At 67.2% G+C, this 21634-nt stretch carries 22 protein-coding genes and 2 tRNA genes; 16 read left to right on the top strand and 8 right to left on the bottom strand.

The window, feature by feature from the left end:
- The first annotated feature begins 201 nt into the window (after positions 1 to 201).
- From Q331_RS23080 to menC, 4 genes are read left to right on the top strand one after another with little or no spacing between them, the layout of a single operon-like run.
- Positions 202 to 1527: an isochorismate synthase gene (locus tag Q331_RS23080; protein ID WP_156953333.1), complete on the top strand. Its 1326-nt coding sequence runs from the start codon at positions 202 to 204 to the stop codon at positions 1525 to 1527.
- Positions 1524 to 3200 carry a 2-succinyl-5-enolpyruvyl-6-hydroxy-3-cyclohexene-1-carboxylic-acid synthase gene (menD, locus tag Q331_RS0112035; RefSeq protein ID WP_026380884.1) on the top strand — a complete coding sequence of 559 codons (1677 nt, stop codon included), beginning with the start codon at positions 1524 to 1526 and terminating at the stop codon, positions 3198 to 3200. Before Q331_RS23080 ends, menD begins: the two co-directional genes overlap by 4 nt.
- Entirely contained in the window at positions 3197 to 4033 is an 837-nt protein-coding gene (menB, locus tag Q331_RS0112030; RefSeq protein ID WP_051631099.1) for a 1,4-dihydroxy-2-naphthoyl-CoA synthase, read from the top strand. Before menD ends, menB begins: the two co-directional genes overlap by 4 nt.
- 8 nt (positions 4034 to 4041) lie before the next feature.
- Positions 4042 to 5133, top strand: a complete 1092-nt coding sequence (menC, locus tag Q331_RS21365) for an o-succinylbenzoate synthase (protein ID WP_051631098.1) — start codon at positions 4042 to 4044, stop codon at positions 5131 to 5133.
- On the opposite strand, the gene Q331_RS21360 is transcribed toward menC, so the two are convergent.
- From Q331_RS21360 to Q331_RS0112010, 3 genes are all read right to left on the bottom strand, one after another.
- On the bottom strand, positions 5056 to 6429 hold the full coding sequence (locus Q331_RS21360) for a class I adenylate-forming enzyme family protein (RefSeq protein WP_051631097.1): 1374 nt from the start codon (positions 6427 to 6429) through the stop codon (positions 5056 to 5058). The two genes, menC and Q331_RS21360, sit on opposite strands and share 78 nt — an antisense overlap.
- Before the next feature lie 128 nt (positions 6430 to 6557).
- Entirely contained in the window at positions 6558 to 8042 is a 1485-nt protein-coding gene (locus Q331_RS0112015; RefSeq protein ID WP_026380882.1) for a multicopper oxidase domain-containing protein, read from the bottom strand.
- A complete protein-coding gene (locus tag Q331_RS0112010) occupies positions 8039 to 8518 on the bottom strand; it encodes a c-type cytochrome (protein WP_026380881.1) in 480 nt (159 codons plus the stop codon). Before Q331_RS0112010 ends, Q331_RS0112015 begins: the two co-directional genes overlap by 4 nt.
- A gap of 235 nt (positions 8519 to 8753) precedes the next feature.
- Between Q331_RS0112010 and Q331_RS23730 the strand changes: the two genes are divergently transcribed.
- Both Q331_RS23730 and Q331_RS0111995 read left to right on the top strand, forming a co-directional pair.
- On the top strand, positions 8754 to 9482 hold the full coding sequence (locus Q331_RS23730) for a hypothetical protein (protein ID WP_169738499.1): 729 nt from the start codon (positions 8754 to 8756) through the stop codon (positions 9480 to 9482).
- 129 nt (positions 9483 to 9611) lie between these two features.
- On the top strand, positions 9612 to 10079 hold the full coding sequence (locus Q331_RS0111995) for an EF-hand domain-containing protein (protein WP_026380879.1): 468 nt from the start codon (positions 9612 to 9614) through the stop codon (positions 10077 to 10079).
- Between the two features lie 71 nt (positions 10080 to 10150).
- On the opposite strand, the gene Q331_RS23725 is transcribed toward Q331_RS0111995, so the two are convergent.
- Positions 10151 to 10369 (bottom strand): hypothetical protein, encoded by a 219-nt coding sequence (locus Q331_RS23725; RefSeq protein ID WP_156953331.1) that lies wholly within the window; start codon positions 10367 to 10369, stop codon positions 10151 to 10153.
- Positions 10370 to 10773: 404 nt separating this feature from the next.
- On the opposite strand from Q331_RS23725, the gene Q331_RS21355 reads away from it, so the two are divergent.
- From Q331_RS21355 to Q331_RS21340, 7 genes are all read left to right on the top strand, one after another.
- Positions 10774 to 11178, top strand: coding sequence for a YHS domain-containing protein (locus Q331_RS21355; protein WP_051631095.1), 405 nt, complete (start codon positions 10774 to 10776; stop codon positions 11176 to 11178).
- Complete coding sequence (locus Q331_RS21350) at positions 11175 to 11453, top strand: YHS domain-containing protein (RefSeq protein WP_034491985.1); 279 nt, start codon at positions 11175 to 11177, stop codon at positions 11451 to 11453. Before Q331_RS21355 ends, Q331_RS21350 begins: the two co-directional genes overlap by 4 nt.
- 134 nt (positions 11454 to 11587) lie before the next feature.
- Positions 11588 to 13543, top strand: a complete 1956-nt coding sequence (locus Q331_RS21345; RefSeq protein WP_034491983.1) for a copper-translocating P-type ATPase — start codon at positions 11588 to 11590, stop codon at positions 13541 to 13543.
- Between the two features lie 46 nt (positions 13544 to 13589).
- On the top strand, positions 13590 to 13712 hold the full coding sequence (locus tag Q331_RS24320) for a hypothetical protein (protein WP_281173905.1): 123 nt from the start codon (positions 13590 to 13592) through the stop codon (positions 13710 to 13712).
- Positions 13713 to 14216: 504 nt separating this feature from the next.
- Positions 14217 to 14945: a L,D-transpeptidase gene (locus tag Q331_RS0111970; protein WP_210164947.1), complete on the top strand. Its 729-nt coding sequence runs from the start codon at positions 14217 to 14219 to the stop codon at positions 14943 to 14945.
- A 100-nt stretch (positions 14946 to 15045) separates the two neighbouring features.
- Entirely contained in the window at positions 15046 to 16104 is a 1059-nt protein-coding gene (locus tag Q331_RS0111965; protein ID WP_026380876.1) for a type II glyceraldehyde-3-phosphate dehydrogenase, read from the top strand.
- A 467-nt stretch (positions 16105 to 16571) separates the two neighbouring features.
- Complete coding sequence (locus tag Q331_RS21340) at positions 16572 to 17591, top strand: LysR family transcriptional regulator (RefSeq protein ID WP_169738498.1); 1020 nt, start codon at positions 16572 to 16574, stop codon at positions 17589 to 17591.
- Here the strand turns inward: Q331_RS21340 and Q331_RS0111955 are convergent.
- Complete coding sequence (locus Q331_RS0111955) at positions 17545 to 17850, bottom strand: hypothetical protein (protein ID WP_026380875.1); 306 nt, start codon at positions 17848 to 17850, stop codon at positions 17545 to 17547. The two genes, Q331_RS21340 and Q331_RS0111955, sit on opposite strands and share 47 nt — an antisense overlap.
- Entirely contained in the window at positions 17847 to 18299 is a 453-nt protein-coding gene (locus Q331_RS0111950; protein ID WP_051631092.1) for a GNAT family N-acetyltransferase, read from the bottom strand. Before Q331_RS0111950 ends, Q331_RS0111955 begins: the two co-directional genes overlap by 4 nt.
- Positions 18300 to 18516: 217 nt before the next feature.
- On the opposite strand from Q331_RS0111950, the gene Q331_RS0111945 reads away from it, so the two are divergent.
- A complete protein-coding gene (locus Q331_RS0111945) occupies positions 18517 to 18735 on the top strand; it encodes a hypothetical protein (RefSeq protein ID WP_026380873.1) in 219 nt (72 codons plus the stop codon).
- Between the two features lie 121 nt (positions 18736 to 18856).
- Here Q331_RS0111945 and Q331_RS0111940 read toward each other — a convergent pair.
- Positions 18857 to 18933: transfer RNA gene (locus Q331_RS0111940), tRNA-Pro, on the bottom strand.
- Positions 18934 to 19114: 181 nt separating this feature from the next.
- On the opposite strand from Q331_RS0111940, the gene Q331_RS0111935 reads away from it, so the two are divergent.
- Together Q331_RS0111935 and Q331_RS0111930 are read left to right on the top strand one after the other, a co-directional pair.
- A tRNA-Gln gene (locus tag Q331_RS0111935) sits at positions 19115 to 19188 on the top strand.
- Positions 19189 to 19331: 143 nt separating this feature from the next.
- Entirely contained in the window at positions 19332 to 20171 is an 840-nt protein-coding gene (locus Q331_RS0111930) for a DUF6544 family protein (protein WP_051631091.1), read from the top strand.
- 111 nt (positions 20172 to 20282) lie between these two features.
- On the opposite strand, the gene Q331_RS0111925 is transcribed toward Q331_RS0111930, so the two are convergent.
- Positions 20283 to 21626 carry an aspartate aminotransferase family protein gene (locus Q331_RS0111925; protein ID WP_026380871.1) on the bottom strand — a complete coding sequence of 448 codons (1344 nt, stop codon included), beginning with the start codon at positions 21624 to 21626 and terminating at the stop codon, positions 20283 to 20285.
- Positions 21627 to 21634 lie beyond the last annotated feature (8 nt).

Genomic DNA, 21634 nt, shown 5'->3' with positions numbered 1-21634 from the left:
TGGTGGCTTGGACTGGCCTGGGATGCGTTGCGATCGGGGGGTGATGCTGCAAGTCGTTGCCGGACCGAGAGCGATTTCGATGATTTGCCCGTGCCTCGATCGCAGGCGTCTGCAGTTTCGACCGGATCTGGCACCTAGGTACGGCCAGGCGCTTCTCTTCGCCCGCGCTTGTGCCGCGTGCGTGACCGGCAAGGTGCTATCGTGAACGCCGACGCACCGGGAATCCTGGGGGCGTTGGAGCGCGCCATCGCCGCTGCCGGCGACGAGGTGAGGGCAAGCGCCCCAGGGCAAGTCGTCAGCCTCAGCGTTGAGCTTGCGCCCGGTTCGCTGGCGCAAAGCGGCCCGCTCGGAGGTGATTGCCGTTGGATGACACCCTCACGTGACAAGGTCTTCTATGCCGAAGGCTCCGCCTTTGCGGGCGGACGGGCGGAACTGGTCCACTTGTGCGGTGAAAGCTCGCCCTGGCGTATCCTCGGCTCGCCGGCTTCCAAGCCGCTTGCCTTCTTCGCTCTGCCGCCCGCTCAGGAAGTGCCGGTTATGTCCTTCCATGTGCCGCGTGTATTGCTGCGGCACGAGGCTGGCCGGGAAAGCGCCGTCCTCACGGCACATCTGGACGGGCGCAATCCGGCAGCGATCGCCCGCGATTGGCTGGAGGCAGCGGCCTCCATGCTCTCCTGCCGTCCGCACAAAGACGCGGTTATTCTGGATGCCAGCACGGTCGAGCCCGATAAGGCGTTGTGGTGCGAGCGGGTGCACCGAACGACTTGCGCCATCACTGAGGGCCGCTTCCAGAAAGCGGTTCTCGCCCGCCGGGTTGAGTTGGGCTTCTCCGCGCCTCTTCACGCACTCGATCTTGCCGATAGGCTGGCCGCAGCGGGCGCCGGCTCCAACGTTTTCGCCCTGCCGCACGGGCCCGGTCATGTCGTCGCTGCGAGCCCCGAGCGGCTTCTCGTCAAGCAGGGCGAGGACGTCTTGAGCGACGCACTGGCCGGCACGGCCCGCCGTTCTGGTGCGAAAGACGAGGACGAGCGAGCCGAGGCGGCGCTGCTCGCCTCGCCGAAGGAGCAGCGCGAACATCAGGTGGTAGTCGATGCCATCGCAACAGCGCTTGCCGAGATTTGCGAGAGGCTGGAACGACCTGCGAAGCCGGAACTTTTGCGGCTTTGCCACGTCACGCATCTCTGGACCCCGCTCACTGGCAAGCTGCGCCAGGGCGTCAGCCTCATCGATGCGGTGGAGAGCCTGCATCCGACGCCCGCCGTTTCAGGCTTTCCGCGCTTGGCGGCGCTCAACTGGCTGAAAGAGATTGGCGAGCGGCGCAATGGGCTCTATTCCGGTATCGCCGGCTGGATTGACCGCGACGGTGACGGCGAGGCGGCCGTCATCTTGCGCAGCGCCTATGTGGAGGGGGCGCGTGCCACACTCTGGGCCGGCGCCGGCATCATGGCCGAATCGCAGCCCGAAGCTGAATGGGCCGAGACTGAAATGAAGCTCGCCACCATGCTCGGCCTGTTCGAGGCGCAATGAGGAGTTCGGCGGAAGAGACCTTTCGCTGGGCGGCTGCGCTGTTCGCCGGTCTGGCGGCAGCGGGTGTGCGCGATGTCGTCGTCTCGCCGGGGTCGCGTTCCACGCCTCTGACGCTCGCCGCCCTGCGCCAGGAGGGCCTCGTCGTTCGCGTGGTCGTGGACGAGCGCTCCGCCGGTTTCTTCGCCCTTGGCATCGCCAAGTCGACCGGCCATCCAGTAGCCCTCGTCGCCACCTCCGGTTCGGCCGTCGCCAATTGGATGCCGGCCGTCGTGGAGGCCAACATGGGGGAGATGCCGCTCATCCTCCTTTCTGCCGACCGCCCGCCGGAACTGCAGGATTGCGGCGCCAATCAGACCATGAACCAGATTGGGTTGTTTGGCGCTCATGTGCGCAAATTCGTGCAGCTTCCGCCACCCGAGGCGGATTCCGCCTGGATTGCCGGCCTCGCCGCCGAGGCGGTGGCGACGAGCCGCGCGCCGCTCGCCGGCCCCGTCCATATCAACCTGCCGCTGCGCGAGCCGCTGGTGCCTGCAGATGCCGTGGAGCCGGCGGCCGTCCGTGCACCGGTCCGGCTTGTCGGATCGTGCGCGCCGAACGAGGAGACGTTGGCAAGCCTGGCCGGCATTCTCGCCGCCGGCAGTAGGGGCGCCATCGTCTGCGGCAGCCGGCCGCTGTCGCCACCCGCAAGCCAGGCGGTCCTCGAACTCGCCCGCCGCCTGAATGTCCCGGTTTTCGCCGATATCCTCTCCGGCCTGCGATTTGGCTCCGACGAGGCGCGCCTTCTCCGGCATCCCGATCAGGTGGCGCGCGCCGCACCGGTGCCGGACTGGATCCTGCGCTTTGGCGGTGCGCCGGTCTCCAAGGCAGTGCAGACTTGGCTGGAGAATGCGCGCGGATGCACGCAGATCGTCGTTAGCGCCTCGCCGCGCCTTGCCGATCCGGGTCGCAACGCGAGCCATCTTGTGACGGCGGACGAGGCGCATTTCTGTCGGGCGCTGCGCGCCGCGCCGGCGCCCGCCGGCTGGCTGAAGGAGTTGCGAGCCCTCGACAGGGCGGCTGGGGAGGCAGCTGAGGCCGCCTGTGCCGGACCACAAGCCTTCGAGGGCGCCGTCCTTCGCCGCCTGTTTCAAGCGCTGCCGGAGGAGACGCCCGTCTTTCTCGGTAACTCACTTGTCATTCGCGCCGCCGACTGGCTCGCCGGCACGGGGCCGACGCCGCTTCGCCTTCTCGGCAATCGCGGCCTCAGCGGCATCGACGGCAACCTCTCCACCGCCTTCGGCATCGCCGCCGCTTCCGGCCCGAGCCTTGCAATCGTCGGCGATCTCGCCTTCCTGCACGATCTCGGAGCTCTGGCGCTGGGGCGCGACCTGCCGCTCGCCATCCTGCTTCTCGACAATGGCGGCGGCGCCATCTTCGACCACCTGCCGCAGGCGGGTCTGCCGGAATTTGACGCCGGCTGGCTGACGCCGCGCCCCTTCGATCAGCTTGCCGTCGCCCGCGGCTTCGGGCTTGCGGTGGAGGATGCCGCGGACAACGAGGCGGCCGTCGCCGCGCTCATCGCCGCTCTGTCGCAGCCATCCGCGAGCCTTGTCCGCCTCGCCATCGATCGCGGCCGGAGCCTCGCCCGCTTCCGCGCCTTCTTTGACGCCGCCAGAAAGGAAAGCCAAACATGACAGACCATGCGGTCGCCTGGCAGAAAGTGCCGGGCGAGGACTTCGCCGACATTCTCTTCCACAAGGCGGAGGGCATCGCCCGCATCACCATCAACCGCCCGCATGTGCGCAACGCCTTCCGCCCTGAGACGCTGGAGGAGATCATGCACGCCATGCAGCTGGCGCGGCTGGACCCCGAAATCGGCGTCGTCATCCTTTGCGGGGCGGGCGACAAGGCCTTTTGCTCCGGCGGCGACCAGAAGGTGCGCGGCGAGGATGGCGGCTACCGTGACGAGAAGGGCGTCAACCATCTGAACGCCCTCGATCTACAGCGGATGATCCGCACCCTGCCGATGCCGGTGGTGGCCATGGTCGCCGGCTATGCCATCGGCGGTGGCAACGTCCTGCAGCTCGTTTGCGACATCACGATTGCCGCGGACAACGCTCGCTTCGGCCAGACCGGGCCGCGCGTCGGCTCCTTCGATGCCGGCCTCGGCGCCGGCCTGATGGCCCGCACCGTCGGCCTGAAGAAGGCGAAGGAAATCTGGTTCCTGTGCCGTCAATACGATGCGCAGGAGGCGCTGAATATGGGCATGGTGAACACGGTCGTGCCGCTGGAACGGCTGGAAGCGGAGACGGTGGCCTGGTGCCGGCAGATGCTGCGCCTGTCGCCGACGGCGCTGCGCGTCCTCAAAGCCGGCTTCAACGCCGAGACCGACGGGCTTTCCGGCATCCAGGAGCTTGCCGGCAACGCCACGGCTCTCTTCTATATGACCGAGGAGGGGCAGGAGGGCCGCAACGCCTTCAACCAGAAGCGACCGCCTGACTTCTCGCGCTTTCCACGCCGGCCTTAGAGCTTTTTATGCGTATCGCGGCGGCAAAGCTGCGCCCTTACGTCCTGCCGCTCGTGCGGCCCTGGGTGGCGGCACGGGCGACGCTCGCCGAGCGGCGCGGCATGCTTCTGATCCTCCGCGCGGAGGACATGACCGGCTACGGCGATTGCGCGCCGCTGCCGAGCTCCAGCACCGCCGGCCATGAGGCCGCGTTCGCAGCTCTGGCCTCGGCGGCCCGCGCTTTGCCGGGCCGCGAGACGGACGTGATCCTGGCGGAAGGGCTGGAGACAATCGCCGTGCCGGAAGCGCGCTGGGCCCTGGAGACGGCGCTCCTCGACCTTGTCGCCAAGGCGCGTGGCCTGCCTCTGTCGCGCCATCTTTCCGCCGACGCCGCCCCGTCCGTGAAGGTGAATGCCGCCCTCGGCCGCCTCGATGCCGGGGCGCCTGAACGGGCGGCGCGGGCCGCTGCGGGCGGCTTTGCGGTGGCCAAGATCAAGGTCGGCGTCGCGCCCGTCGCCGAGGAGTTGGAAGCGCTGCGCGATGTCGCGGCGCGAGCCGGCGCGGCGCTCGCCTTCCGCTTCGACGCCAACCGCGCCTGGTGCGAGGTGGAGGCGCGGCGCTTCCTGGAGGCGCTCGCCGATATGGAAGGCCTTTCCGTCGACGGCGTGGAGGAGCCGCTTGCCGATCCGACGCCGGAGGGTCTCGCCCGCCTGCAGGCAAAGACCCCGTTTCCCATTGCCGCCGATGAATCCCTTCCAATCCTCGGCGCCTCGGCCTTGCTAGAGGCGCGTGCCGTGAAGCGTCTTGTCGCCAAGCCGGCGCGGCTCGGCGGCATCGCCGCCACGCTGCGCCTGGCGCAGATGGCCAAGGCGGCGGGGGTGGAGACGGTGCTAACTTCCGTCGTCGATTCCGCTCTCGGCGTCACAGCCGCCGCGCATCTCGCTGCCGCCCTGCCGGGCCGGCCCTGCGCCACGCACGGCCTGGCGACCTCTGCCTGGCTCGCCGAGGACGTGGCGCAGCCGCCGCCGATCAGGAAGGGGTGCCTATCTTTGCCGGCCGCCGCCGGCATCGGCGTCGTCCCGCACCACATCCTTCCCGGCGGCGAGGCGTTTGATGGCTGAGCGGTCCGGCTTACCGCTGGCAAGAACCGGCAGGGCCGGAACGCACAAGGCCGCGCGTGGGCGCATCGCGCCCGAAACGTTCTGACGGCACCAGGATAGAACCGCGCGCTCCTCCAGCGTGCCGGCATAGACCGCCGTCACCACCTCGCCCCAAATCGGATCGGGTCGGCCGGCAACTCCGGCCGCGGCGATCCCCGAAAGGGTGGCGAGCAGCGCTTCCACAGGCTGCGGCATCACCTTCTTGCCGCCCGTGACGATCGCCTCGTCGGCCCGGCCGAGGACGGTGATGGCGCCGCAATCGTCGATCTCGGCAAGGTCGGAAGTGGTGAACCAGCCATCCTCTAGCCCATCCCCGGGCGCGAGCGCCGGATTGGCGTAGCCGGCCATCACCGTCGCGCCGCGCACTTTCAGCCGCCCCGCGCCGTCGAGCGCCACTTCGGCGCCGGTGAGCGGCGGGCCGACGAAGCCGGCCTGCCAGCCAGGGGGAAGGGCGGCAAGGGTGGCAAGCTGCGAGGCGGTCTCGCTCATCCCGTAGCTCGGTTGCACCGGCCAGCCGCGCGCCGCGGCGCGCCTGGCAAGCTCTGGGGCGAGCGCCGCCCCTCCGAGGATAAGATGACGCAGGCTTTCCGGCGCCGGGCTCTCCTCGGTGGCCAGCAGCTTGGCGAGCATCGCCGGCACCAGCGATAGATGCGTGACTTGGCGCTCGCGCAGCGCGGCCAGCACCGCCCCGGCCTCGAACCTCTCCGCCACCAGCGCCTCGGCGCCGGCGAGTACCGTGCGCACCAGGATGGAGAAGCCGCCGATATGAAAGAGCGGCAGGCAGGCGAACCAGATATCGCCAGCCCGAAGCGGTGCCGCGGCGGCACTGGCGCGCGCGGCGGCGTGAAGATTGGCACCGGAAAGCATCACCGCCTTCGGCCGTCCGGAGCTGCCGCTGGTAGCGAGGATGAGCGCGATTTCCGCGCTGTCGGGCCAGAGAGGTCCCGCCGCGCCATGAGACGTCCGCGCCGCCAGTACCTCCTCGCTCGCAAGGAAGCGGGCGCCGGCGAGCGGGCGTTCGCCGACGAGAAAATCGGTCCCGGCCTGCGCCAGCAAATCCTCAATGGCAGCTTCCGGCAGGGCCGGGTCGATGGGAAAGACGGGCGCCGGCAGGCGCGGCGCCGCCAGGGCGACGAGCGTCAGCGCCCTGGCCGAGCGCGTCACCACCGCCACCGGCCGCCCGGCCGCAGCGCCTTCCCGGGCGAGAAGTCCGGCGACGGTTTCGGCGCAAGGCCGGATATCGCTGACGTGGAACAACCGCGCCTCTCCCGTTTTTGTGTCTTGCAGGGCGATAACGAAGCTGGCGACGCAAGGAAAGCGGGGCGGCTTTCGCGCTCGCCGGCTGCAAAGCACGGCTGTTTCCAGAAGTATGAGGGCTCGGTTCCTCAACTCACAGTAAACTGGCCCATCATGCCGCTATCTTCATGTTCCAGGATGTGGCAGTGGAGCATGAAGGGCGATTCCTTCGGCGCCGGCTGCTTGAAGCGCACCAGAAGCTCGGCGCGCTGGCGCACCAGCACCGTATCCTTCCAGCCGGCGTTTTGCGGGCGCGGCCTGCCGCCATCCTCGCTCACCACCTGGAACGAGGCGCCATGGACATGGAAGGGATGCTGCAACATGGTGCTTTCCACCACCCAGCGCTCGGTGGTGCCGAGCTTCACGGCGGCATCGATGCGCCGCATGTCGAAGGCGCGGCCATTGATGGCGAACGGGTCGCCGTTGTCGTTCATCATGCCCATCATCGCCTGCGGGCCCATATCGAGCGAGAAACGGCGGGTCGCGAGGTTGTCGGAGGCAAGCTCCGGTAAGGATCCGTCAAGGGCCTCCGGGAGGGCGGTGATGCGCGCCGGCAGCGTCTCGTCAACAGCGACGGACAGGACCGGGAAGGAGCGGTCGATGACACGGTTCAGCACCCGCTGCATCCGCCCGAACATGCCGTTCGGCCCCTGATTGGTATCCGGCCCGCTCATCAGCTGAACGTTCCGTCCGTCGGTGAGATCGATGAGAACTTCGGCTCGCTCTCCCGGGGAAAGAACGAGCTCTGACAGGGATGTTGGCGCTGGCAGAAAGCCGCCCTCGCTCGCCACCAGATGCAGGGGCCGCCCGTCATCGACGAAAAGCGAGTAGATGCGGGCGTTGGAGCCGTTGACCAGGCGCAGCCGCGCGATGGCCTTCGGCACGGCGGCGACGGCGCCGATCTGGCCGTTGACGAGGATATCCTCGCCGGTCGCGCCGTGCATCAGCGTCATCATCGAGGTGTCGTAGGTCATGCGGCCTGAGGCATCGAGACTGCGGTCCTGCAGGACGAGTGTGAGATCGTCGATGCCATAGCGGCTCGGCAGGCCGCGCGCATCGTCGCGTCCGTCGCTGACATGGATGACGCCGGCGAGCCCCCAATGCACCTGCAGGGCGGTGCGGCGGTGGATGTGCGGATGATACCAGGCGGTGCAGGGCGGCTGGTCGATGACGAGCTCCGGCGCCCATGCATCGCCCGGCGCGATCACCTGATGCGGTCCGCCATCACTCTCCCCTGGCACGAGCAGGCCGTGCCAGTGCGTCGTCGTCGGTTCGGGAAGAGCGTTGTGAAGGCGCATGGCCGTGCTGCCGGGCGAAAGGCGCAGCGTCGGGCCGAGGAAGGATTGGTTATAGCCGGCCGTGGGCGTCGGCTGGCCGCCGCGCAAGGCGGTCATGCCCGTTTGCGCGGTGAGGCTGCAACGTCCCGTCTCGGTCGCATCGATGAGCGGCGGCATGAGAAGCCGCCGGCGGCCTTGCAGCGCCGGGGGCTGGGCCGCGCCGCCGGCGTAGAAGAGGCTGGCGGCGGACAGCGCCGCCGCCCCCGCCGTGCCGAGGAGAAGCTCTTGCCGGTTCATCGCCCGCCCCCCGCGCGCCGGTTCATCTCGTCGTGGCGGCGCCGCACCTCCGGCGGCCATTGCGCCTTGATGTAGGATAGCGCGGCGACGATTTCCTCGTCGCTGAGGCGGGCCTCATAGGCCGGCATGTTGGTCTTGTAGCCTTCAAGTCCCGCGACCTCGGCGACGCCCTCCTTGGTCAGCCGGAAGAGAAGCTCGTCCGGATGGTGCCAGGTATGGCCTGTCTCGTCATGCGGCGGCGCCGGCAAGAGGCCGTCGGGCCCTCGGCTCTGCCAGTTCGGCTCGCCTTGCAGGTTGGCGCCATGGCAGCTGGCGCATTCCCTGGCGTAGATCGCCGCGCCCGCCGCCACGGTTTGCGGATCGTTCGGGCGCAGGACGACGGCCTGGCTGTCGGTTCCCGTCAGCCACCAGATTGCAGCACCGGCGACCGCCGCTGAAACAGCGGCCACGCCGAGCGTCTTGGTGAGAGCGCTCATCAGATTGTCTCGTTCCGTTCCGTTGATGGATGTGTGCCGGGCGGTGCTTCGCCGGGCTTGATCGCAACTGCCCGCGTCAGGCACCGCAAGAGCGCGTTCACGCCATCGGGGGGCGGAACGGACTGGATGAGCCCAGCGCTTCGGCGTCGTCTTTCCGCGGCGTTGGGGGTGGCCCCGCAGGCTGCGGCAGGGCAAAGGCGAGAGCAGCGAGCGGCGGAGCGCAGTGGACGCTGCAATGACCGTCCTCGGAAAGATCGCCGAGCGACCCGCAGCAGCTAGAGCCATGGAGGGCATTCCCGCTTTCCTCCATGTGCCGGTCGGCGATGTCGAGGCTGGCGAGAGCCTCTACGCCGGTGGGAGCGCCATGCGCTGCCGCGTTCCAGGCAAGGCTTGCTGGAACGGCAAGCGCAACGATCACGACGATGGCCAGAAGCCGCTGCATGACGCCGAGATAGTGCTTGCGATGGGTGCTGCAAGCTGCGGCAGGATGGCAGGGCTCGCTTGCACAAGCCCTCGTCGCCACCTAGGTTCATATTCGATGCAGGCGATGCGTAGCAATGTGGGGAATGTCCCACGCAGTCCTACTAGGAGGAGCTTCCTGGCGGTCTGGCTGGGACGGCGCGGTCTCCTCGCCTTGCTTGGTTTTGTTTTTCTTCTTGGTACTGGTCTGGGACATCTCGGGCTCGCCGCGACGTCCCTTGTGCAGCCTTGCGCACAGATGCAGGACGCGGCGGCGCCAGATACCGTGCAGGCGCCTGGCCCTTCACCGGATTGCGATATCGCCGACATGCAGCTTGGTTGCCTGCATGTAAGCCACGCCGGCTGCCTGCTTTTCCTGGCGCCCGCCGGACCGCTGCTTTTCCTCGCCCATGACGGCGCCTCCTGGCGACGCGACCGCTCCGATCCCCGGCACGATCTACCCGCCTCTCCCGAGGCCCCGCCTCCACGCTCCTGGCAGGTTTGATCCGGCCGCCTCACCGGCGCGGCGCCTTCCGCGCGCCAGACGGTGGGACGCGGCATCCCCCACAGATTCAATGAGCCGGGACGACGATCGGCACCGATCCGATGGGTCCTGGCCGACAGGAGATACAAAATGATCAAGACATCCGCGCTTTCGCTGTCCGCCATCCTTCTCGCCGTCGGCATCGCCGCGGCGCAGGCCCAGCAGGGCGGTGGCAACATGATGGGTCAACCCGGATCTGGCATGATGCAGGGCCAGGCCGCGCCATCCGGCAATCAGGGGACGGCGCCTTGCGGCATGCCCTGGGGCACCCGGGCAGGCTGGGGCCCTGGCATGATGATGGGCGGCGCCGGTTGGGGCCCCGGAATGATGGGGCCTGGAATGATGGGGCCCGGCATGATGATGGGTGGCGGCATGATGGGCGGCATGATGGGTCCGCGCATGATGCTCGTCATGCTGGACACCGATGGCGACGGCAAGCTCTCGCTGGAGGAGTTCCAGGCCATGCATGCCAGGATGTTCGGCCACCTGGACCAGAACGGTGACGGCGAAATCACCGCGGACGAGATGGGACCGCGCTGGGGCGACAGCGACGGCTGACCCCTCGGGGAGGAGACAGGCGGGCGGGCGTCGCGGCCCGCTCGCCGAGAGTTGACCTTTACCGCCGCGACCTAAATGCGAATCTGCCATATTGGCGATTCAATCATCGGTAAGATGTCGGCATGACCGATCGAACGAGCCACATATCTACAGCGAGGGGCGCTGCCTGGTTTTGGCGCGGCGCCGCTTTCGTCTGTCTCCTGGCGTTCGTCCTTTCGCTCTTCGGTCATATCGATCGCGGCTCGGCGCTGGCCGCCCCTGGCGATGAAGCCGCGCTTGGGCTCGTTCATCAGACGAGCGGTGCGCCGAGCGATCTGCGTGACATCGGGCAATGTCATTCCAGTGCGCATTGCAGCTTGCAGGCGGTGTTGCCGGAAGCTGCCTGGCAAGCGGCGCTACCGGCCTTCCAACTGAGGCCGCTCGCATCCGATTGGCTCCGCGGCTTGCTACTTTCTCCCCCCACCGCTCCCCCAAAAGCGTGACGTCCCGTGGGCGGGCGCGCGTTTAAGCGCCCGGCCGCTCTGGCTGATCCGCCTTCTCGCGCGCGTGCGCGGCGGAGCATCGGCCGCATTCCACTCCTTCGGACCTGAACGGGCCGCCGGGCCTAGCTGGGCACACCGATCACCGGGAGTGGTCAGGAACGTCACCAAAACCGTCGCGCTGACGGTCGGCAGAGGAGGAACCTGCCGTGGATATGTTGCTGTATATCGCCCTATGGGGAGGGTTGATCTTTCTGATGTTGCGCTTCTGTGGCGCCCACCTCATCGGCCGCAGAGAACGCGGCGAGTCGACAGACGAAGCCGAAATCGGCGCGAGCCCGGTTCCCACACATTGGAGCCCAGCGGGATACGAGCGCGATCCGGTCTGCGGCAGAAGCTTTCGTAAAAGGACCGCCAAGACCTCCGTCTTTGACGGGCGGGTCTACCATTTTTGCTCGCGCGATTGCCGCGAGGTGTTCGAGGCGGCGCCCGATCTCTACCCCGACGATGAGCCGCGCGCTCCGGTGCCGGAGACGGAACTGCCCATGCCGGGTGCGCCCGCCGCCCGTCACGTTCTCGCACGGACCGTCACCTCCTCGAAGGAAGGGGTGAGCCGATGAGTGCGCGCATACCCGACCTTGACGACATTGGAGCCGGTGCCGGACCGGACACGATGGGCGATATGACCATCGAAGTCACCGATCCCGTCTGCGGCGTGGTGCTCGACCTCGCCGATGCCGAGGTTCAAATGGAGTATGATGGCTGGGCGTATTTCTTCTGCTCGCAGGAATGCCGCAGGCGCTTCGCCGCCCATTCGCAAAGACATGCGTTGTCGGCCTCCGGCCGCGCAGGACCGGCCGGCTCCTCATCCTCCGCCGGGCGGGTGCGGTCATGACGCGCACGCATTCTGCCGCTCATGCGTCTGATGCCCCTGCGGCAAGGCCGCAAGAGGCGCCGCCGCCCACGGTGAAGGACGCAGCCCGACATGGCCATGGAGGACATGGCCATGCCGGGCACGATCAGGGTGCCATGGTCGCCGATTTCCGGCGAAGGTTCTGGGTGTCGCTCGCTCTGACCGTGCCGGTCCTGGCCCTGTCGCAGATGATCCAGGCATTCCTCGGCCTTGATACGGCGCTTGCCTTTCCTGGCGACCGGCTGGTGCTCTTCGCCCTGGCGTCGATCGTCTTCTTCTACGGCGGCTGGCCCTTCCTCAAGGGATTATTCCGCGAGCTCGGCGATCGCCGGCCGGGGATGATGACGCTGATCGCCATCGCCATCTCCGTTGCCTTCTTCTATTCCACCGCCGTCGTTTTTGGGCTCTCCGGCAAGGTCTTCTTCTGGGAGCTCGTTACCCTTATCGACATCATGCTTCTCGGCCATTGGATCGAGATGCGCTCGGTGATGGGCGCATCGGGCGCGCTCGACGCGCTGGTGCGGCTTCTGCCCGCCACGGCCCATCGCCTCGCTGCGGATGATGAGATGGAGGATATTCCCGTCAGCGAACTAGCTCCAGGCGACCGCGTTCTGGTCCGGCCCGGAGAGAAGGTTCCCATCGACGGCATCATCCTCACGGGCCGTTCCAGCTTCAACGAATCCATGCTGACCGGCGAATCCCGCCCGGTGGAGAAGCGCAAGGGCGAGGAAGCCGTCGGCGGCTCGGTCAACGGCGAGGGGGCCGTCACCCTGGAGGTCAGAAAGACCGGGGACCAAACCTATCTCAGTCAGGTCGTCGATATGGTGCGCCAGGCGCAGGAAAGTCGCTCGCGCACCCAGGATCTGGCCAACCGGGCGGCGCTCTGGCTGACCTATATCGCCATCACCGCCGGCACCGCCACGCTCGCCTATTGGCTTGCGGTCGGCCAGGAATTCGAGTTCGCCCTGGAGCGCATGGTGACGGTAATGGTAATCACCTGTCCGCACGCGCTCGGCCTTGCCGTGCCGTTGGTCGTCGCCGTCAGCACGCGACTGACCGCCCAGAACGGCCTTCTCATTCGCGACCGTGCCGCCTTTGAGCGAGCTCGCAACCTCAACGCGGTTCTCTTCGACAAGACCGGAACGCTGACGGAGGGCCGGTTCGGCGTTGCGGCCGTCGTGCCGCTCGCCGACATGCCGGAGGAAGATATCCTGGCCTATGCGGCAGGGCTGGAGAGCCAGTCGCAGCACCCCATCGCCGAAGGCATCGTGCGCGGCGCGCAGGAGCGAGGCGTTCAGGCCAAGAAGGTCTCGCAGTTTCGCAGCCTGACCGGCCAGGGCGCGGAGGCGCGCGTCGAGGGCCACGCGTTGCGCGTCGTCAGCCCTGGCTACCTCAAAGAGCGGGGCCTCGCGGTGGACAATGCTGCTATGCACAAACTGGCCGAGGCTGGTCACACTGTCGTCTTCGTTCTTCCCGACGAGGCGCCGATAGGTGCGGTCGCTCTGGCCGACGTCGTTCGCCCGCAATCGCTTGAAGCGGTCTCGCGGCTGAAGGATCTGGGCATTCGCACCATGATGGTGACAGGTGACGCGGCACCGGTGGCGAAGTCCGTCGCCGGCCAACTCGGCCTCGACGATTACTTCGCCGAGGTCTTGCCGCATGAGAAGGTGGAGAAGGTGCGTGAGGTCAAGGCACGTGGCATGCATGTCGCGATGATCGGCGATGGCGTCAACGACGCGCCGGCCCTGGTGGAATCCGACCTCGGCATCGCCATCGGCGCAGGCACGGATGTGGCGATCGAATCCGCCGATATCGTTCTGGTGCGCAGCGATCCGCGCGACGTCTTCGCCATCCTGGCATTGTCGCGGATCACCTATGCGAAAATGATTCAGAACCTCGTCTGGGCGACCGGCTACAACGCCTTCGCCATCCCGCTTGCGGCAGGCGTCGCCTATGGCTGGGGCATCCTTCTGACGCCGGCCCTAGGCGCGGCCTTGATGTCTATCAGCACCATCATCGTGGCCATCAACGCCAAGCTCCTGGAGCGGGCGCGCCGGCTGGTCGCCGCGTAGCGGCGCGGGCTCTGCGGTCGGTCACAAGCGAGCAGGGAGATAAGAGATGTACAACGACATGATGGGCTATGGCGGCGGATGGATGTGGGGAATGGGCCTTGGCTGGCTCCTCTTCCTCGTCCTCATCGTTCTGGCGATCGCCGCCCTCATCAAATATCTGAGGTCTTGAAGGATCATGACAGTCATGGCGCCGCGAAGGGGTGGCCGCCTGCACCGAAGCATGCCCGTGCCGTCCGCGCGCTCCACGAGATGGTCGTTGCCCGTCGGCTGGTCGTTTCGGTCGGGCAAAGGGGACGGATCGACGGGCAAGCCGCCTCGCCTTGCCGCCCTTCGCCTTATGTTCGCCCTCGTCGCGCTCGCCCTGCTGCAGCTTTCGACCTCCGCTGCGGCCGCTCTGCAGGCCGAAGAGGCATCGTCCCTGGCGATGCTCTCTGAGAGCGGCGAGCCGGAGCTTAGGGCCGAGAAGCGCGATTGCACGACGCCGAGCCCGTGTTGGGGTCTCGCCGGCGAGCACGCGCTGAGCGCGCCAGGCCGCTCCGGCCGCCGGCCCGTTCCCACGGCGCTGCATAGCCGAGCCGAATACAGCCCTTCGCCGCCGCTGACGCCGCCCCGGATGGCTCACCGATCCCGATCTTCCACCTTCACACGATTGATACGAGCTTAGGGAGCCATCATGGCCAACCGAACCAACCCACTTTCCGGCGGCATCACCCGCCATCTCATTGACCGCCGCGTCTTCCTCCTTGGCGCGGCTTCCCTCCTCGGCGGCTGCGCCACCCAGGCGGACGGGCCGCGCGTTGAGCCGCTCGCCTACGCGCCGACCGTAGATCCGTTTTACCAGCAGATGTACGGCGCGATTCCGGACGAGAAATTCCCCATCCCCGCGGCCGATATCAGCCGCATCGATCCGCAGTATCTGCGCCAGGAGGTCGCCTATTCCGGGCCGGAGCAACCGGGAACGGTGGTCGTCGATCCCAATGCCAGGTTCCTCTATCTGGTGCGCGAGGGCGGCCGTGCCATGCGCTACGGCGTTGGCGTAGGTCGCGAGGGCTTCGGCTGGAGCGGCGGCGCCACCATCGCGCGTAAGGCCAAGTGGCCGACCTGGACGCCACCGCGCGAAATGATCGAGCGCGAGCCGGAGCTGGTGAAATATGCCAACGGCATGAAGCCCGGTCTCGACAATCCGCTCGGCGCGCGCGCGCTTTACCTCTTTCAGGGCGGCCGCGACACGCTCTACCGAGTGCACGGCACGCAGGAGGAATGGAGCATCGGCCGCGCCGTCTCCAGCGGCTGTATCCGCCTTCTGAACCAGGACGTGATCGACCTTTATTCCCGCGTCCCGACCGGCTCGCGCATCGTCGTGCGCGCGAGCAAGCCGCCCTCCAATATCGAGCAGGTCTGATGCCGCGGCGAGCGGGCTGTGAGGGCCCGCCTGGACGGGCGGCGAGGAAATCCGCCGGCATCGGAGGAGCGTTTCAGCTCCCACAGCGAAGGAGGAAGCCATGCATGCGGGCGGAACGGCGAAGGTCGCCATCAACGGTTATGGCGTCATCGGCAAGCGCGTCGCCGATGCCATTGTCAGCCAGGAGGACATGGAGCTTGTCGGCGTTGCCGATATCGGCACCGACTGGCGCGCGCGCATGGCGAACAGAAAGGGCTACCGCCTCTTCGGCGCCGAGGCGGAGAACGTTCAGGCCATGCGCGATGCTGACCTCGATGTGGCCGGCACGCTCGCCGACCTGCTCGATGGCGCCGATATCGTCGTCGACTGCACGCCCAAGCGGGTCGCCGCGCGCAATGTCGAAACCTACCGTCAGCGTGGCCGAAGGTTCATTCTCCAGGGCGGCGAGAAGCACGCAGCCACCGGCCATTCCTTCGTCGCTGAGACGAGCTATGGCAGTGCCCTTGGCCGGTTGGCGACGCGGGTCGTTTCCTGCAACACCACCTCCATCGTGCGCACCTTGGGGGCGCTGAAGCGGGCCGGTCTCTTGCGCCGCGCCCGCGGCACGCTGTTGCGCCGCGCCACCGATCCCTGGGAGAGCCATCTCGGCGGCATCATGAACACGCTCGTGCCGGAGCCGGGTATCCCGAGCCATCAGGGGCCGGACGCCCAGGCCGTCGATCCTGAGCTTGATGTCATCACCATGGCCGTGAAGGTGCCGCAGACCCTGGCGCATCTGCATTATTGGGCGGTCGATCTCACCCGTCCGGCAAACAAGGAGGAAGTCCTTGAGGCCTTCCGTGCCTCCAGCCGCATCGCCCTCATTCGCATGCGTGACGGCCTCAACGCCCTCAACGCCGTCAAGGAGATGATGGCCGACCTCGGGCGGCCGCACGACAACCTCTACGAGGTGGCGCTGTGGGCGGACATGCTGAAGGTGGAGGGCGAGGAGCTCTTCTACGCCTACATGGTCGACAATCAGGCGATCGTCATTCCCGAGACCGTGGATGCGATCCGCGCCCTGTTGCAAATGGAAAGGGTGCCGGCACGCTCCATCGCCATGACGGACGCAGCTCTCGGCATCGGCATGCCGGCGCGAGCCATGCCCGCGGCGGCGTGATCTGGCACGCCGCGCCGGACGCGGCAAAAAAGGGGCGCAAACACGCCGGGCGGCGGTTCGCCGCCACCCGCACGAAGGCATGCTGACGCAACGCCTGCCGGCAGAGCCGGCTCGCCAAGCCTGCCTGGCCGTATCCGGCCGCCTCCAGATGATGTAGATTGCTTTCCCGCTTGCCGCGAGTGGCCGCGGAGTACGCCCGCCTGCGTTGCGCTGGGGCCATCGCGCCGGCTACGCGGGCGATATGCAGCGCCAGGACGCGAGGCCGAACCGCAGGATAGACAGCCCCGTGCGCGCCGAGAGCGGCGCACGAGATGGCGGCTGCGAGGAAAGCGGGGCCGAAAGGAGGGGTGTCGGCGAGACGGTAGCGGGCCTAGCTTCGAGCACTTTACTCGGTTGGCGCCCACAAGCGGGCAATGACAGCAGGGAACGGAAGGGTGAGCATGAACACACCATTCACGCAGCCATTCTTGAACCGGTCCCCATTGGAGGATGGGCGCCTGCTTTCCGGCGATTACTGGGACGAGCTGCGGGTCTTTCTCGCCGTCGCCAAGGCAGGCTCCTACAGCCGCGCCAGCGAGTTCCTGTCGATCAGCCAGCCCACCGTCAGCCGGCGCGTCAAGCGCTTGCAGGACGTCATGCATGCGCAGCTCGTCGTCTCCTCGCCCAGCGGCGTGCGCCTGACGCCGAAGGGCGCGCTGCTTGCCGAGCGCCTTGCCACCCTCGACCAGACGCTTTTCTCGCTGTCGAGCGATCTCAGCTCTGAGGCGCGCAAACTGCAGGGGCTTGTGCGCGTCAGCATCACGGAGGGACTTGGCATCTTCTTTCTCGTGCCGCTGCTGCGCCAGCTCCTGGCCGAGCATCCCCTCATCCAGGTCGATGTGCAGTCGCCGCTCAACGTCAACGATCTGCGCCAGAATCAGACCGACATGATGGTCAGCTTCGCGCCGGTCTTCACCGAGGAGGTGACCTGCAGAGAGCTCGGCGTTCTGCATCTGCTGCCTGTCGTCTCGCGCGACTATGTCGCCCGCATGGGCCTGCCGACGCGCAAGAACCTGGCCGAGCATCTGTTCATCCAGTCGCGCCTCTACCAGGCCGATGCGCCGACCTGGAAGGAATGGAACGCCGTGGTCGCCCGCGGCCGGATCGCCCATCTATGCGACAATTCCTTCATGTACGGGATGATGGTGAAGGCCGGGCTCGGCATCGGCCTGCTGGGCAACTACACCATGCTGGAGCCGACCGCCCTGCCGCTGGATCTCGGCGTGCATGTGCCCATCCGCACCTATGCCTGCGCCATGACGGAGAGGCTGGAATCGAAGCCGGCACGACTGGTCTTCGAGCGCGTTTGCGAGGCGCTCGGCAAGTCCAACCCCTGGTTCACCGAAGAGATGAGCGTCACGCCGCTTCCCAGCATCGCCGATGATGGCGTGCGCATCATGTTCAATCTTCCCGCGGTGGCAGCTGGCCTCCCCGATGCTGGCGGCTGACGAGGTCGGCCAGTTTCAGGAAGGCGCTTGCGGCATCCTCGAAGGCCTCCGCCAGGGCGAGGGGCAACTCGCGAGGCTCGCTGAGAAGCCTTTGCAGCAATTCGTGCTGAATGGCTTCGATCTGCTTCATGTCCCGGCGCACGAATTCGGTGAGCTCATCGCCCTTGCACGTCTTGCTGCGTTCAAGCCTGGCGATGGCCGAAGCGGGAAAGCTTGCCTTGCGGCCTGTCCGCCGGGGCGTTTCGGTGGTGCCGGTCATGGCCTGTCCTCATGGGCGCCTGGCTCGTCCCAGGCCCCTTCGATGCGAAAGAGGGTGTTGGCGTCGCTGGCGAGGCCGAGCGCGTTGGCCGGCCGCTCCAAGAGCTTCTCCAGCTCCACATAAGGTTCCGGATGGCCTTCCAGGAGGAGGGGGCCCTTGCCTTCCACGGGCGTGAAGCCGAGAAGCATGCGCCACAGACGTGCATAGAGCGGGCCGGCATGGGTGATGACGCGCTCGAAGCCCTTGCGCGCCACGTGATCGAAGGCGAATTGCGCGCATGCCTTGATGACATGCGGGTTGCGCCATTCCTTGCGGAAGGCCGTTCGCTCGAACTGGGCGAAGTCCCGGAACCAACGGATGCGTACCGTGCCCACCGGCTCCTCGCCGTCGTAGACAACGATATGGGTGGCCTGCCAATCGTTGCCGTCGAAGATCAGTGAGGCCCGCATGCCGTGCTCTTCCAGGAAGCAGATGCTCCGCACGGCTTGGGCATGGAGCAGTTGTTCGTAGTTACTAACCACAACACATCGTATGCTGTTGTGCCCTGGGTCTGTTGGCCTATTGAAGGTCCGCACGCTCATGCCCCTATTTCAAGCGCGCGGCTCCGCCTGCCGGAAGTGATGCAGGTGTAGGGCGGCTATTCACGGATGAAGAGCGGAGGCGGGCTTGTCAGACATTCCGCAGGACGATCTTCGGCTTTTCGCCGAGCTTTGCCACGATGCCGTCAGCCGCCATGGCGCCGACCTTTCCCGCATTCAATCCGACGTGGCGGAGGCTATCGCCCGCCTGCCGTGGGAGCGGCGGCGTTCGCTTGAACGCACCTTATCGGCCTTCCTGAAGCGTCAGGCGGAGAGTGCCGGCGAGGCGTCAACCTCTTTTCACTGAGGGTGCGCAAAGCACGTCTTTGCCAGATAGCCTTTGGCTGGGGCGCTGCAGCGCCCCAGCGCCAAGCCGCCGCGAACGCTTCGCGGCGTCGGCATCGTCTAGAAAGGCGCTTAGAGGGAAATGGTCGGAGTGGCAGGATTCGAACCTGCGACCCCCTCGTCCCGAACGAGGTGCGCTACCAGGCTGCGCTACACTCCGACAAAGCGGGGCGGGTTATAGCCTTGCCGCCCGGCCGCATCAAGGCATCTTGCGCATAGCTGACAATGCGGACGAAGCGCCGCGTCCTATATGGGTTTGTCGCGCGACGCGCGCCAGCCATGTTGCCCGCGGCGGGCAAAGTCCGTATAGCGCGGAGCGACCCCGGTTGCGGGGCGCAAATTGGGGCGTAGCCAAGTGGTAAGGCAGCGGGTTTTGGTCCCGCGATCCCAGGTTCGAATCCTGGCGCCCCAGCCAGTTGCCTCAAGGTTCGGGATGTCGCCATTGCGATCCTGAGCGGCCGAGACACGTTGCAGCCGCGCGCCGAAGACGGCGGATGGTAAGGCGAGCTTGGGCATTGGCCTTGTGCAGCAACAGGGACGATCCGCGTCGACATCCTGATGGCGATCCTGCTGGGTTTCATCCTGCTTGTGCTCGCGGCGGTGCTCGTCGCGCAGCTTTTCTATCGCCTCGACAAGCGCGAGGCTCGCCGCGCCTGGAGGACGCTGGCGGCACAAAGCGAACCGGCCGGGACTTTCGATCCCGCCATGATCGCCGATCTGCCCGAGCCCGCAAGGCGGTATCTCAGCTATGCCATCGCCCCCGGAACGCCGCTGCTGACCACGGTGGAGCTGCGCATGGTGGGCACCTTCGTCCTCGGCGAGCCGGCGCGCCATCGGATCCTGGCGATGGAGGCCCGACAGGTTCTCTCGCCGCCGCATGGCTTCGTGTGGATGCCCGACATAGGCTCCAAGATCATCCGCATCTGGGGCTCCGACGGCTATACGGCCGGCCGGGCGTGGACCCGGTTCTGGCTCTGGGGAGTGATCCCGGTCGCACGGCTCGCGGGCAGGGGAGACCTTGCGCTTTCGGCGGCGGGCCGCGCCGTCATGGAGGCGATCTGGGCTCCGGCGAGCCTCCTGCCTCAGAACGGCGCGTGCTGGCAGCGAGCCGGCGAGGATGCGGCACGGGTAAGCTTCAAGGTCGCGGGGCGCGAGCTTGTCGCAACGCTCACGCTCTCTGGGGAGGGGCGGCCTGTGGGCATCAGTGCGATGCGCTGGAGCAATGCCAATCCGCAAGGCGCCTTTCGCTGGCAGCCCTTCGGCGGGAGCATCGAAGAGACCGGCACCTTCGATGGCTACACCATTCCGACGCGAATCGAAGTCGGCAACCATTACGGCACCAAGAGCTATTTCCCCTTCTTCCGCGCCGCCATCGTCGAGGCACGCTATCGTCGCTGAGCGGCGCCGTACGCCATGCCGCGCCCGGCATCGTCTTCTCAGAGCCGATCCGCCCGTCGCCTCAGATCGGGCACGTCGTCGGCCGCGGTCACGACGATAGGCCGCCTTCGCTCATGCACCGATATCGGCGAGGGCGGCCTCCAGCGCCTCGCCGAGCCGTTCGACGACGATATCGATCTCTTCGGCCGAGATGATGTAGGGCGGGGCGAGGAGGACGTGGTCCCCGAACCGCCCGTCGATGGTGCCCCCCATCGGATAGCAGGCGAGGCCGCGTGCCATCGCGGCGGCCTTGATGCGCCCGGCAAGGCCGAGGGCGGGATCGAAAGGCGCTTTGGTTTCCGGGTTCGCGACAAGCTCCAGGCCGCGGAACAGGCCCCGCCCGCGGATGTCGCCGACGAAGGCATTATCGGCGAAGCGCCGGCGCAAACCTTGCTGCAGCCGTTCGCCCGTCTCGCGCACATTGGCCAAGAGGTCGTGCCGGTCGATTTCCTCCAGCACCGCAAGCGCGGTGGCGCAGGCCGTGGGATGGCCCATATAGGTATGCCCGTGCTGGAAGAAGCCACTGCCCGAAGCGATGGCCTCGTAGATGCTGGAGGAGCAGATCGTTGCGCCGATCGGCTGGATGCCGGCGCCGAGCCCCTTGGCGATGCAGACGATATCGGGGGTAACGTCTTCCTGCTCGAAAGCGTAGAAGCTGCCGGTGCGGCCCGACCCGCACATCACCTCATCGAGGATGAGCAGCACCCCGTAGCGGTCACAGATCTCACGGATGCGACGGAAATAGCCCGGAACGGCCGGCACCGCCCCCATGGTGGCGCCGACGACCGGCTCGGCCACGAACGCCGCGACGCGGCCGGGACCGAGCTGGAGAATGCGCGCCTCCAGCTCTTGCGCGAGGCGCTCGCCATAGGCTTCGGCGCTTTCGCCCGCTTCGCCCCAGCGCCAGTAATGGCAGGGCGAGATATGGTGCATGGCCTCCGCAAGAAGCGGCTCGAACTGCACACGGCGCCAGCGGTTGCCGCCGGTCGCCAGCGCGCCGAGCGTGTTGCCGTGATAACTCTGCCAGCGCGAGATGATCTCGGTTCGCTCCGACTGACCGATCTCCAGAAAGCATTGGCGGGCAAGCTTGATCGCCGCCTCGATCGCTTCGGAGCCTCCGGAAACGAAATAGACGCGCTGAAGCGCGGAGGGCGCGCGGGCGATCAGCGCTTCGGCAAGAGATTCGGCCGGCTCGGAGGTGAAGAAGCCGGTATGGGCGTAGGCGATGGTGTCGAGCTGGGCCTTGGCCGCCTCCAGCACCGGGCGGCAGGAATGTCCGAGACAGGAGACCGCAGCGCCGCCGCTGGCATCGAGGTAGCGTTTGCCCTGCGCGTCGACGAGCCAGCACCCATCGCCGCCGGCGACAACGGGAAGCGTTTTGCGGGTGTCGCGCGAAAAGACGTGCGATGGAGCCATCTGCGTTC

This window comes from Afifella pfennigii DSM 17143 (assembly GCF_000688515.1).
GTDB classification, from domain to species: domain Bacteria; phylum Pseudomonadota; class Alphaproteobacteria; order Rhizobiales; family Afifellaceae; genus Afifella; species Afifella pfennigii.
Note: the sequence above shows the minus strand (reverse complement) of the source record. Positions and strands in the feature narration are given on the sequence as shown.